Source organism: Flavobacterium sp. SM2513, assembly GCF_050908145.1.
Taxonomy (GTDB): Bacteria; Bacteroidota; Bacteroidia; order Flavobacteriales; family Flavobacteriaceae; genus Flavobacterium.
In genome coordinates, this window is record NZ_CP194228.1 from 2,052,482 (window position 1) to 2,068,138 (window position 15,657).

Annotated in this window: 11 protein-coding genes; 1 reads left to right on the top strand and 10 read right to left on the bottom strand. The window is 35.7% G+C overall.

Annotated features, from left to right (window positions below; translation table 11 throughout):
• Window position 1: 1 nt before the first annotated feature.
• The 8 genes from ACQ5J2_RS08520 to ACQ5J2_RS08555 all read right to left on the bottom strand — a co-directional run bounded on the left by ACQ5J2_RS08520 (window position 2) and on the right by ACQ5J2_RS08555 (window position 12,449).
• Window positions 2-853 carry an ABC transporter permease gene (locus ACQ5J2_RS08520; RefSeq protein WP_432669986.1) on the bottom strand — a complete coding sequence of 284 codons (852 nt, stop codon included), beginning with the start codon at window positions 851-853 and terminating at the stop codon, window positions 2-4.
• Window positions 854-863: 10 nt separating this feature from the next.
• A complete protein-coding gene (locus ACQ5J2_RS08525) occupies window positions 864-1,760 on the bottom strand; it encodes an ABC transporter ATP-binding protein (protein ID WP_432669987.1) in 897 nt (298 codons plus the stop codon).
• 601 nt (window positions 1,761-2,361) lie between these two features.
• Window positions 2,362-3,420: a nucleoid-associated protein gene (locus tag ACQ5J2_RS08530; RefSeq protein ID WP_432669988.1), complete on the bottom strand. Its 1,059-nt coding sequence runs from the start codon at window positions 3,418-3,420 to the stop codon at window positions 2,362-2,364.
• Entirely contained in the window at window positions 3,404-3,820 is a 417-nt protein-coding gene (locus ACQ5J2_RS08535; protein ID WP_432669989.1) for a four helix bundle protein, read from the bottom strand. The genes ACQ5J2_RS08530 and ACQ5J2_RS08535 overlap by 17 nt, the downstream gene beginning before the upstream one ends.
• A 97-nt stretch (window positions 3,821-3,917) precedes the next feature.
• Entirely contained in the window at window positions 3,918-4,457 is a 540-nt protein-coding gene (locus ACQ5J2_RS08540) for an IS1096 element passenger TnpR family protein (protein WP_432669990.1), read from the bottom strand.
• Window positions 4,458-5,337: 880 nt separating this feature from the next.
• Entirely contained in the window at window positions 5,338-5,847 is a 510-nt protein-coding gene (locus ACQ5J2_RS08545; RefSeq protein ID WP_432669991.1) for a GreA/GreB family elongation factor, read from the bottom strand.
• 232 nt (window positions 5,848-6,079) lie between these two features.
• Window positions 6,080-11,653, bottom strand: a complete 5,574-nt coding sequence (locus tag ACQ5J2_RS08550) for a GEVED domain-containing protein (RefSeq protein ID WP_432669992.1) — start codon at window positions 11,651-11,653, stop codon at window positions 6,080-6,082.
• Window positions 11,654-11,891: 238 nt separating this feature from the next.
• Complete coding sequence (locus ACQ5J2_RS08555) at window positions 11,892-12,449, bottom strand: DUF6642 family protein (RefSeq protein WP_432669993.1); 558 nt, start codon at window positions 12,447-12,449, stop codon at window positions 11,892-11,894.
• Between the two features lie 91 nt (window positions 12,450-12,540).
• Between ACQ5J2_RS08555 and ACQ5J2_RS08560 the strand changes: the two genes are divergently transcribed.
• Window positions 12,541-14,277, top strand: a complete 1,737-nt coding sequence (locus ACQ5J2_RS08560) for a DUF885 domain-containing protein (RefSeq protein ID WP_432669994.1) — start codon at window positions 12,541-12,543, stop codon at window positions 14,275-14,277.
• Window positions 14,278-14,516: 239 nt separating this feature from the next.
• Here the strand turns inward: ACQ5J2_RS08560 and ACQ5J2_RS08565 are convergent, their stop codons facing one another.
• Both ACQ5J2_RS08565 and ypfJ read right to left on the bottom strand, forming a co-directional pair.
• Window positions 14,517-14,690, bottom strand: a complete 174-nt coding sequence (locus tag ACQ5J2_RS08565; RefSeq protein ID WP_432669995.1) for a hypothetical protein — start codon at window positions 14,688-14,690, stop codon at window positions 14,517-14,519.
• A gap of 106 nt (window positions 14,691-14,796) precedes the next feature.
• Window positions 14,797-15,657 carry a KPN_02809 family neutral zinc metallopeptidase gene (ypfJ, locus tag ACQ5J2_RS08570; protein WP_432669996.1) on the bottom strand — a complete coding sequence of 287 codons (861 nt, stop codon included), beginning with the start codon at window positions 15,655-15,657 and terminating at the stop codon, window positions 14,797-14,799.

Genomic DNA, 15,657 nt, shown 5'->3' on the forward strand with positions numbered 1-15,657 from the left:
ACTATAAATCTCGTTTTTTTAGAATGTAAAAAGATGTTAAAATAAAGACAATAATCCAACCTATAACAATTAAAATTTCTGAAAACTGAGCGTTGTATATTTTTACACTTTGGCTTCCGCCAATAGCCGCCTCAATTGATTTTATGGCACTTAGTCTTGAAAACGGTTCTTTTATCAAATTACTCATGGCTTCTAAAGGGAAAAATTGAATTATAGTATCAGCAAAATTTTCTGTCTGACGAGAACCATTCAATACAGTAAATTTTAAAAAACCGTACACTATACTTTCTATAATAGCCCAAACTGCTAAAAAACCCAATGCAAAAGCACTTCTTTTTACTAGTATCCCTAGAAATAAACAGAACGAAAAAAAAGCAACTAGTTTAAGGAAATACGCTAATAAATAATCTAAGTCGCTGAAAACTATGGGTAATTCAGTATATGAAGAGAATGAATAGCCTAAAAGTACAGACATTACGAATACAAATAGGGTTGAAGTAGCTGCAAAAGTCACGACTACATAAAACTTGGATAATATGAATTCTTTTTTGCTTAAACCATCTATTAAGTTTTGTTTAAGGGTGCCGTAGGTATATTCATTTGCCATCATCGAGACGATGACAACTGCGAGAAATATTTTAAACCCTGAAGCGATGTAAGTGTTGAAGTGCCAAATATAAGGGAAGTTGAAAATGCCTTGTTCGGCGATATTGATTTCGATACTTCCAATATTGAATTTTAAGGAAGCAATTAATGATATTAAACTCAGCAAAACAAAGTAGGTTATTACCAATACTTTACTCGCTCTGTTTTTTTGAATTTTCTGAAATTCTATAGATAATAAACGTTTCATGTGAGGTAGATTACGAGTTGCTGATTAATTTGATGAATTCTTCTTCAAGGCTGTTGTTTCGTTTTACTAAATGTTCTAAAACAATATTGTTTTCGAACAAATACTGGTTTAGCTCTTTTGCAGAAAGTGGTTCTTTAAGGTATGCAATTGTTTTATCACCCTGCTGTTCAAGTGATTTTACGGCAGAATGATTTTTTAAGATTGTACATAAAGTAGTTGTGTTATCAGTTCGTAATTCAAAGAAATCGGCTGTAGTAATCATTCCGTTTACAGTTCCTTGATAAAGCATTTCTCCTTTTCGCAAAACTAAAACGTGGCTACATACTTTTTCAACTTCGTCTAATAAGTGAGAAGCCAAAAGAATCGTAGTTCCTTGAGAAGCTATAATTTTTATAATATCTCTAATTTGGTGAATTCCTTGAGGATCTAATCCATTTGTAGGTTCGTCTAGAATTAGAATTTCGGGGTCATTGAGTAATGCCGAAGCAATTGCCATTCGTTGCTTCATTCCAAGAGAAAATGTGCGGAATTTACTATTCTTACGGTCGCTTAAGCCTACAAGTTCTAATTTTTCGTCAATTTTAGCAACATTAATTTCTTTGATTTTACAAACTAACGCTAGGTTTTCATAAGCAGTCATGTACGGATAAAAGTTGGGACGTTCGATGATAGCGCCAACTTTTTTCAAAGCTTCGTGCGTGGTTAACTTTCCATCAAACCAGGAAAAGTCGCCGGAAGTTTTATTGACTACATTCAGCACAATTCCCAAAGTGGTTGATTTCCCGCTTCCATTTGGTCCTAAAATACCGTAAACGTTGCCTTTTTTAATTTCAAGCGACAGATTTTTTACTGCGTGAATTTTTCCAAAATACTTGTTTAAATTTTTAATAGAAAGGATGGTTTCCATGTAAAGACGATTTGATTTGTGGGTTAGACGTTAGTTTTTATTTTTTGTTACTGTATTTCAATAAATGAAATAAAAAAATGCGTTCTCGAAATGAAAACGCATTTTAATTCCCGTTAAGGGATAACAATTAAAACAGAAACAATTATGAAAGTCTAACCAAAAACTTTATCAACCTAAATCAACTATGGGAATTGTATTTAGTACTTAATAGATGCACTGTTTTTGAAAAGGTTGCGTGATAAAGTAAAAATTACATAATTAATCGGACGCCACCAAGTTCTGAAACGCGGTAGAACGGCATTTCTCATAGAACCGATAAATATAAATTTACTAATGTTGCATTTTTTGGACAATTCAGCAATTATACAATTCAGTGAAAAAGCTGAAACAGCATTAAAGAAACTTAAAATTCCCGCATGTTGCGCAAAGTCTTTGGAAAAACAGCTTGTAGTTGTCCTTTCAAGATTTCTAATCTATTATCAATCAAAAACCAGACACGTGCTGTTGCTAAAATAGTCCGTAAAAGGTTGCGCAATAAAAAATCCCCAACTTTACGTTGAGGATTTTTCGGGGGTCTAATTTTAACAATTCTAATTTTGAACTAACTTTTTTCTTCTTTGTTGAAATAAACTAGGTAATAATACATTTGTTTTTCTTCATCCCAACCTTTTTCAACATATTTTTCAGCACTCTCTGGGTTGATGAAGTCAAGTTTAATTTGGATATGGGTATCTAAATTAATAACATTCTTCATCTTTTTTCGAGCATCTGAAACGGCGGCATTTGCAATGGGGAAGTTAGTAATATCCTCAATGCTGTATTTTTCGCCTTTGTCTACTTTATAATTTTTAAATTCTGGAATTAAATCCGGATTATCTAATACTTCATTAAGGAAATTTGTTTCCTCAAATTCGTCGTTCTTGGCAAAATAATTTACCGAACGGTTCATAAACATCACTTCTTCCTTTTTATCTTCGGCAGGAAGAACCACATCCTTTGCAAAATCCTGACAGAATTTCAAATACTTTTTGGTGATAAAATTTTCATCCTGGAAAGCATCCACATTTAAAAAATGCTCTAACCAGTATCTTGCGTCGTAACGGTTGCTATCGACAGTCAAGATTTTGTAACCTTCTTCTTTTTTGTAATTAAATATTAAACAACCTTTATCAAGTTTATTTAAATTAATTCCTTGTTGCAAAATCATTTCAAGATGTGTACCTTTTTCTTCAAATTGTAAGAAATCGGCTTGCAATTCACTTTTAAAAATTCCAACAGCATCTACAACATTATTGTCGATATTGATGTTGGTTAAATGAGCGACATACACTTCACCATTTTTAATGTGTGGATGATTACTTTGCTCAAATAAATGATTTGTTATTTTCTTTGAAACTTCGTGAACCGAACTTGGGTTGTCAAAAATTTCGCTTGCAAACATATACATGTCGTTGTAATCCAAATCAACTTCATGTGCAAACTGAAAATAGTTTTCTTCTTTATCTCTAAAGGGTTTGAAAAAATATTCTTTAATTAACGGAACAATTTCGTCGCTTGGGCTAAACGTTTGTTCTGATAAAAATAATGCCTCGTTACGGCTTTTATTACCAACCCGGTGGATTGATAAGGATTCAATATGCGTATTAAATAAATTTATCATTTTTTAAATTAGGGTTCAGAGGAAATAGTGGTACTCTGATTTTTTGTTCGTTTTTTCGTTCTGTTATTTTAGCGAGAATTTGCACTAAAGTTTCTTGAACAAGAGTGGCGCTGTTCACTAAAATTAAATAGTCTGTGAAATGTAAATTACCCGTTTCATTGGCAACTTTTAATTCCGTTTTTAACTGATGGATTAACGCATTGGTTTGGCTGAAATTGTACAAATAAGCACTGTAGGTAAAAGCACCAAAACCTTCTGATATCGAATGGCCAATGGAAATAGCTGTTTTTTTAAATTGTAAATTAAAACTTAACTCAGATGCAGCTGGAGATAAATGGTAGATTTGGGACACAAGCTGCATTGATTGACTGTATGCTTGTAAAGATTTAGTAATACTCATAACATTTTTATTAATAGGTTGTGTTAAAAGTAACCAAAAATATCCAACTACAAAGAAAAAAGTAAAAAATTTGTAGAATTAATTCTACAAAATCATTTTAGTTCCAGTTTTCTTCAAATCCAAAATCCTCAAAATTACCGCCATTATCCAGATTATCAAGGTCTTCCTCGTCATAATCATCATCATAGTCGCCATAAAGGTCATCTGCGTTTTCTGCCTCAAAAATTTTCTCTCCTGCTTCGTCTGGCATTTCTCCGTGCGAAAACAGCAAAGCGGGATACGATTCTCCTACTTGAGGTTCTTCAATTGCGGCAAGTTCAACAAGAAATGTCCACATTTGAATGAAATCATAAACATAAATGATTTTGGTGTTTTGTGCATCGAGCAAATCAGAAAGCGCATAATCACTCATGATTTTTTGTTCACCAGGTTCGTCACCCGTATCAAAAAGCGAAATTTCATCTTCCTGATTCCAAGTTTCGTCACAGGTATAGAAGGAAGCTACTTCCATTCCGTCAAAACCAAATGCGTTGAAAATTGCATTGTGCAAATCTTCCAATGTATCGTCCTGCTGAATTGCAATATCTCTAAAAATATCCTCTTCAGCATCGAGGATTACTCTAAATTTATAAACCATAATATGTAAATAGTATTGAAGGGTCAAAGGTAAAATATATATTCCGTTTTCGTTTAAAAAGTAATCAACAATTGGGTTTTATTTGTCAGGACAGGATTGGTAGACATCTAATAATTATATTTTTAATTTTCGGAGCAAATCGTTTGGTTCTTTTTTTAAACCGTATTCCTGCCTTCCTTCCACATCTGCCTAAGATTGCTTCGTACCTCGCAATGACTTCGACAGGATGTTCCCTCCAGTCGCGGCTATGGAACATCTTTAGGATTCTTTTTTACTCCTTATATATAGGGTTTCCACGTTTCCTATAGATTTGATACATTATACGAACCTTTTGCAATATTCCATTTCTTTTACAGATGAAGATGGGAAACGTGGCCGACCTGAAAACGTGCGTGGGTGTAAAATTTATTGTAAAGTAGGAACAACTCCTGTCGATGAAAGAGTAATGCGTTTATAAGCCAGTGATGCGTCTTCGCCTTACTTGCTTAAATTTTCTTTTGCATATGGAGGAAAAATGTTTTATTACAAACTTCGTTGGGAAAATGCCCGTGGAGAAGCATTCCCGTGGCGTCATACTATTTCGGGTGTGGTTAGAGGCTAATTTTTGGCGAAAGCCTTAGTGATAAATGGCTAGTTCTGCATTATTAAAATGCTAAAGTGCCGATTTCTATTAAGAGGTTGGGCCTTTTTTGTGGGGTGGTTTGAGAGAGACGACTGCAAATTTGGACTAATGGTTAGTTTGTATATTTACGCTCACCCCAGTTGACAGTTACTTTCATTTAAAATATACATCATTCAAAATCAAAACCTAAATAAAGTTGCGTAGAAGGTCAAGACATGCAAAAAGCAGAAGTCATTATGTCAATGCGTTACACAGTAATTATAATAAAGGGTAGGAAATACTCAAAATACTGAAGGTCCTGTCCTTAGTCCTTAGATGCAGTACGGCTTGGTCGCCTACTTTTTTATTTATTAGAAGTTTAGCGATAGGAGCTATAAAAGCAATTTTTTGCTGTGCAATATTCGCTTCATCAACACCCACTAACTGATACTGTTGCGGAGTTTTCGCGTCGCTGATTTGTAAGGTAACTAAGGCACCAAAACGGACTTCGTCCTTGGGTTGTTTGGTCAAGTCAACTACCTTAGCAGTGGTTATGCGTTCTTGCAATAATTGCAATTTAGCAGTAATAAAATTGGCGGCAATGCGTCGTTCGTTTTCATCCGAATTGTTGAGCTGGTCCTTCTCTTTGTGCAGTTCATCTCTTTCAGACAGCAGGGCTTGCAAACCATTTGGTGTTACATAGTTCGTAACTCCGTTGGGTAAGTCGGCTCTCGGTGGCACCATTGGAAGTTCTTCTTGATCGTCTTCTTTTACAAATCCTCGACTCATAAGGCAACGTTTTAGTAGAGTAGGAAAGGAGTACTCTAATATTTAATACCTTAAAGGAAAGAATAATAAGTTTCTTATGAAAATTTAGAATGCTAATATTCGTTAAAAGTAGTTGTGTAATAGCTGGAGTAATGACATTTAAATTAGCGTTCTTTTATAACAGTTAGCGTCCCAACATAAAAAAAGGCTGTCCCTTGTGAGGACAGCCTTTATTATAAGTAAGCTAAATAGTTTACTCCTTAATCACTTTAATAGTTTCTACTCTATCGCCACTGTTTACTCTTACCAAGTACGTTCCTGACGCTAAGTTAGACATATCAATCTGACCTTCGGTAGCATTGATTGCTTTAACAAATATTTGTTGACCTAACAAGTTATAAACCGTTGCATCACTGATGGTTTCGTTATAACGAATAGTCAAGTTGTTCTTAACGGGGTTCGGATAAGCTGTGAAAACATTTCTATCGAACGTAGTGTTTGATAAAGCAGTATCCAAGTTTACGTTGTCTACATAGAAGTTGTAATCTTGAGTATCATCTACAGTCCCGTCAGTTCCTATGAAAGCAAACTTAACCGCCATTGAAGTAGCTACAAATGTATGTGTAAACTCTTGTGATACATTCGTTATATTACTTGCATTTGTGAAATTTTGAATTTCCGTCCAAGTAGTACCATTATCAGTTGACAGTGCTATTTTTACAGAATCATCAGATCCCATTGCAATTTGCGCAGATCCAGTATAAGCAGTTACTCCATAATCAAAAGTGAATGTATAATTTTCTCCCACGGTTGTATTTAAAGTAGGAGTGATTAGCCAGCCAATTCTATTGGTAGAATACAAGTTTATTCTTGCAGCACCTGTTAATCCATTATTTAGGAAACCGTCTGCAGCCCAAATTCCAGCAACCGCATTGGTTGGTCCTGTTGCAATCGTACCTGCTGAAGCAGTTGACCAGCAACTTGGTAAATACGTAGCGAAATCTTGTGCAAAAGGAGTATTATAACTGGCACATGGTGTTGTGAAAGTAGCTGAATAAGACCATGCACTTACATCTGTTGTAGAACATTTACTTCTCACCCATACATAGTAAGTTGTCACCGCCGTTAAACCTGATAACTCAGCTATAGTAATACCAGCTAATACAGATTCAGAAGGAGTTGTTGCAGCAGTAGGAGCTACATTTGAAGTAGAATAATAATAATCATACCCTTCAGTAGCTGCAGTACTTGAAGCTATCCAGTTTACATTAGCTGTAGTTGCCGTAATGTTTGTAACAGTTGGAATAGCTGGAGGTACACAAGATGGAGTTTCTTTAACAACGATATCATCTACTTGCAAGTACAACAGATTTGTTGCTGAGTAAGCATTAAATCCGATAACGTATAAACCAGACGTAGTTGGTGTAAAGTCCACCGAATTATTTTGTGGTACATTAAAATTCACATTATCATGATCTGCCAAAATGGTAGTCATGGCGGTTGCATTTGCTGCACTACCATAAGCTACTTTCATTTTTTCAGTGTATGCTGTTGAGCCAGCACCATATTTATAAGATACCGTATAAGATGTTCCTGCTACTAAGTTAAACACATTAGTAAAGAACCACGTATTTGCAGGATTAGTTCCGCTATAAGTATATCTAAGGTATTTGCCTGTAAAACCAGAATTTGCTCCAGAAACAGTTAACCAATTGTTACCTGTACCTACATTTTGATTGCTTGTGCAAGATGGTAAAGCAGGAACCGTTACTGATTCAAAGTCTATTGTATATGGTAATGGAGAAGCTTCACATAATGTAGTGAAAGTTCCCGCCTGTGTCCATGCACTTGCATCTGTATCACTACATACACTTTTAATGTAAAATTTATAAACCGTAGAAGAAACTAATTCTAAAGCTTCCACTGTTGTAACTCCGCTAGCTACTGTTCCAGTAGGTAGAGTGGCGGCAGTAGGAGGCGTAGTGCTTGTGGTAACATAGTAAGCGTAACCATTTGCAGGTGTACTTGTTGAAGCAGTCCAGTTAAGTGTAGCGGATGTACTAGTAATACTTGTTGCACTTACATTAGACGGAATCAAACAAGTTGGTGCAGGAATGATATTTACAGTAAAATCTAAAGTAACACCCCATGTGCCACTGTAACAAGGGTTTGCAGGATTTTGAATAAAATCTGTTGATACTATTCGCATTCTATGCTGCCCTAGTGCAGCATCTAAAGGCATTTCGAAACTAGCATCCTGAATAAATGGATTTGAAATTGTACCAGGTGTCTCTGCTGAGAAAAACAATTCGTCAACTTCAAAAGTATAATTGTCATTCAGGTCAATCCATACATTTGTAAAGTATGAAGTTCCTGTAGCTAATGTTACTTTTAAATTAGTGTTAACTCCTTGTGCTATATCAACCGGTGTAGCAGTATGATTAAAGTACATAACGTCGCCATTCGGGAAGTTTTGAGTTCCAATTAAAACATTTGAAATACCAGAACCATCATTACTTGTAGGTAAAGAAGGACAATAGCATCCGTTCAATGCAGTCGTAAAGGTCTGTGATACGCAACCTACTGCATCTCCAATATTGTTGTAAGGAACTACAGTATACGTATAATTCGTATTGTGATTTCCAACATAAGAAAAAGTAGTTACATTACCAGCATTTAAAGTTACCGGAGTACCTCCACTCGTTGGAGCGATAATTACATTGTAGCCGTTTGTAGAAGGTGTAGCATCCCAAGTTAGGGTCGTTGCATAATTTCCACAAGTAGCATTAGTAGTTGCAACTATATTTGTAGCACAAACAGGAAGCGTTGTTGGCGCTAAGTCTACTATTATGTTGTCTACATACATGTTATTTTGGTCAGCCGCTGAATAAGCATTGAATCCAATAACGTAAATTCCTGTAACGGCAGGAGTAAAACTGACAGAGTTATCTTGAGCGATACCACCGTTTATGGCTGGATGATTGGCTAATTCGTTAACCATTTCAGTATCCATTGCAGAAGTACCATAAGCCACTTTTAACTTTTCTGTATATAAAGTACCATCATTACCGTATTTATAACTTAACTTATAAGTAATTCCTGCCTCTAAAGTCATTTCATTGGTGTAAAACCAAGCATTTGCGGCATTAGTAAAGTTGTAACTGTAATTTAAAACTTTCCCTGAAAATCCATATAAAGTAGTACTATTAGTTTTCCAATTATTTCCTGTACCAGCATTTTGTATGCTAGTACAATTAGGAATAGCTGGAATAGTTACTGATTCAAAATTGATTATGTATGGGAAAACAGTAACTGGAGCACATGCAGTTGTAAATGTTTTTACCCCAGACCAGTTTCCTACAGTTCCAGAACCACAATCAGAACGAAGCCAGAATTTATAAACCGTATTAGGCTGTAAAGATTCTATAAAGGCAAAAGGACTGTTAGTAACCGAAGTAAAAGGCGCTAAAGTGTTTGGGTCAGTTACAGCAGCATCTGAAGTATATGCATATTGCCATGCCGTTTCAGAACCTTCGGTAAACCACTCCACATCAACAGATGAAGTACCAATATTACTAAGTATTATATTGCTTTGAAGGAGATCTCCACATTCTGGAATTGCTTCCCAAATAACATCATCAATGTAAATGGTAGTTGTTCCTGTAAACGCCCCGCCATCCACTCTAAAAGCAAGCGATTGCACTCCATTAGGAATAAATGTAGGTGCGTTGTAAGAGAACTCAGTAGCAGAACTTAATGCTGTAGAGGGCATTTCAAAAGTTTCAAGATCAACAAAGTTAAGTGGTTCGTCTGAAGATTCATAGTATCCAATTGTTAATGATTTTCCAACTAATGAACTGTAAGCTTTAAATTTAAGTCGGTGCGTTCCCGCTTGTAAATTAGAAACTTGTGGCATAACTGCAATACCATTGGTAGATCCAGTTTCAGCGCCACTTAATAATAGTCTTTTTGTACCACTCATTGGTAGACCACTACCTGTAGTAATATAACTAGAACCCGTATTTCCTAAACGAGTCCAGCAGCTTGGCAATGGATTGGTGGCTCCAGTAGCGGTATCACTATCAAAGTTTTCTGTAAATGCAGCTACCGGGGCACAAGTTGTCTTAAAGTTAAAAGGTCCGCTCCATAGACTATAACCATCAACTGCGCCACAATTTTTGCGTACATAATAGCTATAAGAAGTGTTTGGATTTAGTCCAGTTAGTGCATATGGGGCAGAAACACCTGTAAGCATTGTGCCAGTTCCAGGAACAAAAGTCGGTGCTCCATATTCGATATCAAATAGAGACCCAGTACTAGTCCAAGACAAATCTGCAGAAGCTGAAGCTATATTTAAAGCTGTTAAACCAGATGGCTGTGGACAAGTTGGTATAGGTAATATCTGTACGCTATAATCTTCAGTTTCTGCAAGTGTAGATGATACAACACAAGGTTCCAAAAGATCACCGCTTTTGTTATATTGGTGCTGTACTCTTAATCGATAAATTCCTAAAGCAGTTCCAGGTGGCACTGTAAATTCAGGAAAATTTGCAGTAGCATTTGCTCCAATTGTGTTTCCTATGAAAGCAACCTTTTCAGAAGATTCAAAGGTTCCATTTTGATTATAATCTATCCAAATAGCCGCTCCATGATTCCCTGAACCTGTACCTCCTTTAACTGAAGCTATATATGGAGTACCTAGTGAAAGTTGTGCTGGAGCAACCGTACCAGAATAATTACTATAGCCCAAAACTCCTTCTGAAGCGGCTGAAGTATTATTTAAGTTGCTTAACGTGAAGTTAACCATTTCATCTGAATTGTTTCCTCCACCAGTTGGTGTACAATAAGTCAAAGAAACGGTGTATGATGCAGTTGTGGAATAAGCTGTCTCAGCTGATGCCGTACAAGTTACTGCTAATCTATAATTAGTAACTGTACCAATAGCTGCAGTTTCAGCAACGATAACACTATTTTTTGAAGTGGCACCAGTAATATTTATCCAGTTACCGCTCATCTCTTTTTGCCACTGGTAAGTAAGGCCAGAAGCCGACGTTACACCTGTTGCAGATGCAGTAAAGTTAGCGCCTGAATTTCCACCAGATGGAGATAAAGAAGCAGTCCCACCAGTAGGAGTTCCTGTACAACCTAATTGAAGTGTACCATCAAACTGAACTTGAGCTACTGCATTGACGCGAGTACCTGCTGGTGGAGCCGTTAGACTAATGTCATCTCCATCTTGGTATTTGTATATTGCTTTGTTTCCCGCAGAAGGTGCAAGCGTATAGCTAGCCCAGTTAGGAGAGCCACCCCATCCAGGAGAATTTTCTACTATTGCAACCGCAACATTACTTCCGTCCCATACAAATGGAGTGGATAACGTAATCTCAATCCAAGTATTTGCAACCGTATTGTCTAAAATGGAACCAGTAAATACTTGGGTAAAATCACCAATAGCAATCCAATCTGTATTCGATTCGAACCCTATTTTAGCGGTGTTATCCATGTAAATAGTCCAGTTTCTCCAGTCAACAGTAGAAACACTAGCAGTAGGTTTAAACCTAATTTTAGTAATAGTTCCGCCCGTAGCCGTTGCACCAGCATTTGTAAGCTCTGCCGCAGTGTAAATGGTTTGGGTGTAGTTTTTATCATAAAGATAATAAAGCGGAAGGTAGCTATTGGTAGTAGCACCACTTCCCAACTGAATGGTTTGTGCAAAGGAGGAAACTCCAATAAAAAACATCCCGAACAATAATGCGAGGCCATAACGCCAGCGCTCTTTCCTTTCCGTCTGATTTTTTTCAAAATCATTTAAAGTAATTGTTTTCATGTAATATAGTTTAGTTAATAATTGGTGAAAATAATAAAAATATTTATCGCTTATAAATATTTAACATTTAAAAGCGCATTTGTTAATCTTTTGATTGATAGTTAGTTATTATTTTTTTTGAAAACCTTTTTTGCGAATTTCATAAAAATGTAAAAATAGTATTAAACAATCCCACTAGTTTCTCTCTTCAAACCTAAATATTATAATAAAAAGTATAAATCTTATAAGGGTTTTTACTTTAGTAGTACAACCTAAAATCAAGTGCCTTGCATGCAACGTAGTTTTTCTGATGCATCATTTCTACAACTTCAATTAAATCATCTTCTTCGTGGTATATACTAAAAAAGAGTTGGTCTAAGGGCAAGCTGTTCACCGAAACTGAAATTAAACCATAGCCAGAAACCGCTCTTGCACCTGAAACGTCAAGAAAATATTGAGCGTCTTCTTGTGTTAAATCCAGTGGCTTGGTATTCGCAAAATGAATAATTTTTCCTTTCATTTTTCCTTCAAATAGTTCTGCGATTTCTTGCAAGGTGTAATAATAATCATTGAATTGGACACTGTTTTCAGCACCTTGCATGACTAAATAAATTATTTCATATTCCTTAAAATGCGCATCATCATATACTAACGTTCCGAGTCGCTCTTCCAATTCCTCAATGCTGTCGCAAAAATTGTAAATGCTGTCGATTCCTTGTAAGGCAAGATGCTCAAGCGATTTTAAAGTGGGTGTTTCTTCAGGATTTTCGGAGTTGGGAATGGCTTCAAGGCAAAAGATAAATTTTTCAAAATTCATTGATAAGGGAATGTTTTAGACTTTCAATTTTCAAAAATAATTATTTCAAAACTACTTTCACTATCTTTAGCCTTCCAAAAAAGTTATAACAATGAAAAAAACAGTTCTATCTCTAACAACAGCTTTATTGCTATTTTCGTGTAATAAAAAAGAAAGCACCATTTCAGATGCTGATTTGAATATCAAATTTGACCAATACAAAGACTATTTTGTAGATGAACTATGGAAATTAAGTCCTGAATGGGCTTCTAGTCAGGGATTTCATAAATACGACAGCATTTTACTGATTCCTACCGATGAAACTGACCGTGTACAGATGCGCTTTGCGGAAATTCAATTAGATTCTTTGAAAAATTATCCGCTAAAGCAACTTTCAGACAACAATAAAACGGACGTTCAAATGATGGAAAATCTGCTGAAAAGCTTTTTGTTTTCTATTAAAGAAATGAAAGCAGGTACTTGGAATCCGTCTCAATATAATGTTTGTGGCTCTTTTGCCGAAATCTTAAATGGAAATTATGATTCACTCGAAAATAGACTGCGTGATTTTGATTTAAAAATGAAAAATATTCCAGCCTATTATGAAGCTGCCGAACGAAATATAAAAAACCCAACAATTGAACACACCCAACTGGCTATTGCACAAAATTTAGGAGGTTTGTCTGTGTTTAAAGAGGATTTAAAAGCGGCTTTATCCAAAAGTAATTGGTCAGAAGAACAAAAGAAAAGTACTCTAGAAAAAGCATCAACTTCAATTAAAGCTATTGAAAACTATGTGAATTTCCTTCAGAAGATGAAAAATCCTGAGCCGCGTTCTTTTCGTCTTGGAAAGGAATTGTATAGTAAAAAGTTTGAGTTAGATATTCAATCGGGTTTTTCTGCCGAAGAAATCTATCAAAAAGCCTTGCAAGAAAAAGCCGTTTTACATGAAAAAATGTTTGTTCTTGCCGATAAATTATGGTCGAAATATTTGCCAAATGCAGCGAAACCAACCAATAAGTTAGATGTAATCAGACAAGTAATAGACAAGATTTCGTTGCAACACACAACTCCTGAAAACTTTCAATCCGAAATTGAAAAACAAATCCCCGAATTGACTGCGTATGTAAAAGAGAAAGATTTACTGTACATCGATCCTTCAAAACCGCTTGTTGTTCGGAAAGAACCCGATTATATGGCGGGAGTTGCTGGAGCTTCTATAACGGCACCTGGACCGTACGACAAAAATGCGAATACCTATTATAATGTAGGAAGCTTATCGGGTTGGTCAAAAGAAGATGCAGAAAGTTATCTGAGAGAATACAATGATTATATATTGCAAATATTGAACATTCATGAAGCAATTCCGGGACATTATACGCAATTGGTTTATGCCAATCAATCGCCAAGTATCATCAAGTCTATTTTAGGAAATGGAGCAATGATTGAAGGTTGGGCCGTTTATACAGAACGAATGATGCTGGAAAGCGGTTATAAGAATTCCGATGAAATGTGGTTGATGTATTACAAATGGAATTTAAGAACGGTTTGTAATACGATTCTTGACAACAGTGTTCACACTCGAAATATGAGTAAAGAAGACGCCATGCATTTATTGACCAAAGAAGCTTTTCAACAAAATGCCGAAGCGGAAGGAAAGTGGAAACGTGTTACATTATCACAAGTGCAATTGTGTTCTTACTTTACAGGGTATACAGAAATTTACGCTTTTAGAGAAGAATTGAAAAAGAAAGAAGGGGATAAATTTGATTTGAAAGCATTTCACGAAAAATTCTTAAGTTACGGAAGTGCTCCAGTAAAATATATCAAGGAACTGATGACAAACTAGTCTTCCTTATATTAAACAAAAATGGCTCCCAAATATATTTTGAGAGCCATTTTCTTTTCTAGTTTTTTTTTATTTTATAAACTTTGTTTTTTTACAGATATCCTAATAAATAGAATATAATAATAAATACAACAATCGTCCCCAGGCAACCGCCGCCTAATTTCTTGGCACCCCAACCTGCAATTAATGTTTTGAATAATCCGTTCATGATAAATTGTTTTAAAAGTTATGGTTATATATTAATCTTCGTTTAGTAAAGCGTAATACATTTCGTTCGGGTCATAATCAAAGTCAAAATCCATCATTTCTTCTTCAATAATTTCTGAATCATCAGTGTTATTTATCGTGATAATATTGATTAAGTATGTGTCAAAGGTATCAGACTCTTCTAATTTTGTAAATTCGTTTTTCATGATTTAGCTTTTTTGTTTGATACAAATTTCACTAAATCATAGGTATTTCAAATTACAGCATTTCAAATAAATGTTTCAGAATTCCGTTTTGAACAATAAACACAATTTATCGTGCATTATTAAAAGTATCTCCTTGCTTTATATCTCCGGTTTTATAACCTTTCATGAACCAATATTTGCGTTGTTCAGAAGTCCCATGGGTAAACGAATCAGGAACCACATCTCCTTGCATACGTTTCTGAATTGCGTCGTCTCCAACGGCATTTGCAGCACTCAAAGCTTCGTCAATATCGCCTTCTTCTAAAATCTGATTCATCTTTTGATTGTAATGTGTCCAAACTCCGGCATAAAAATCAGCTTGTAACTCTAAAGCCACCGAGAGTTTGTTGGCTTGTGCTTGACTCATTCCTTGTTGCAATTCACGGACTTTGCCGGAAGTTCCCATAAGTGTTTGAACGTGGTGTCCAATTTCATGAGCCAAAACATATGCTACTGCAAAATCACCTCCTTGAGCACCAAACTTTGTTTTTAATTCATCAAAAAAACCTAAATCCATATATACTTTTTGATCCGCTGGACAATAAAACGGGCCAGATGCCGCACTTGCATTTCCGCATCCCGTTTGAACACGACTGCTGAACAAAACCATTTTAGGGTCACTATATGACATTCCGTTTTCTTGGAAAATCTTGGTCCAAACATCTTCATTATCTACTAATAAGGCGTTCATGAATTTTCCTTGCTCTACTTCTTCGGATGTTAAAGTCCGTTCCGTTTGTGTTCCTGAGCCGTCATTAAATTGCTCTAATACGGGTGCAAGATTCTGTAAATCTTGACCACCAAACATATTAATCAATAAAATAATTACACCAATTACACCACCACCTGCAATTACTTTTCCCGAAGAGCCCATCCCTCGACGGTCTTCCATATTATCGCTTCTTCTTCTTCTACCTTGCCATTTCAT

Bases quoted from the DNA above. Each gene is read 5' to 3' on its own strand.
- ACQ5J2_RS08560 (WP_432669994.1), top strand. From the start codon at position 12,541: ATGAAAAAAACAGTTCTATCTCTAACAACAGCTTTATTGCTATTTTCG.
- ACQ5J2_RS08535 (WP_432669989.1), bottom strand. From the start codon at position 3,820: ATGAGTATTACTAAATCTTTACAAGCATACAGTCAATCAATGCAGCTT.
- ACQ5J2_RS08540 (WP_432669990.1), bottom strand. From the start codon at position 4,457: ATGGTTTATAAATTTAGAGTAATCCTCGATGCTGAAGAGGATATTTTT.
- ACQ5J2_RS08530 (WP_432669988.1), bottom strand. From the start codon at position 3,420: ATGATAAATTTATTTAATACGCATATTGAATCCTTATCAATCCACCGG.
- ACQ5J2_RS08545 (WP_432669991.1), bottom strand. From the start codon at position 5,847: ATGAGTCGAGGATTTGTAAAAGAAGACGATCAAGAAGAACTTCCAATG.
- ACQ5J2_RS08520 (WP_432669986.1), bottom strand. From the start codon at position 853: ATGAAACGTTTATTATCTATAGAATTTCAGAAAATTCAAAAAAACAGA.
- ACQ5J2_RS08525 (WP_432669987.1), bottom strand. From the start codon at position 1,760: ATGGAAACCATCCTTTCTATTAAAAATTTAAACAAGTATTTTGGAAAA.
- ACQ5J2_RS08565 (WP_432669995.1), bottom strand. From the start codon at position 14,690: ATGAAAAACGAATTTACAAAATTAGAAGAGTCTGATACCTTTGACACA.
- ACQ5J2_RS08555 (WP_432669993.1), bottom strand. From the start codon at position 12,449: ATGAATTTTGAAAAATTTATCTTTTGCCTTGAAGCCATTCCCAACTCC.
- ypfJ (WP_432669996.1), bottom strand. From the start codon at position 15,657: ATGAAATGGCAAGGTAGAAGAAGAAGAAGCGATAATATGGAAGACCGT.
- ACQ5J2_RS08550 (WP_432669992.1), bottom strand. From the start codon at position 11,653: ATGAAAACAATTACTTTAAATGATTTTGAAAAAAATCAGACGGAAAGG.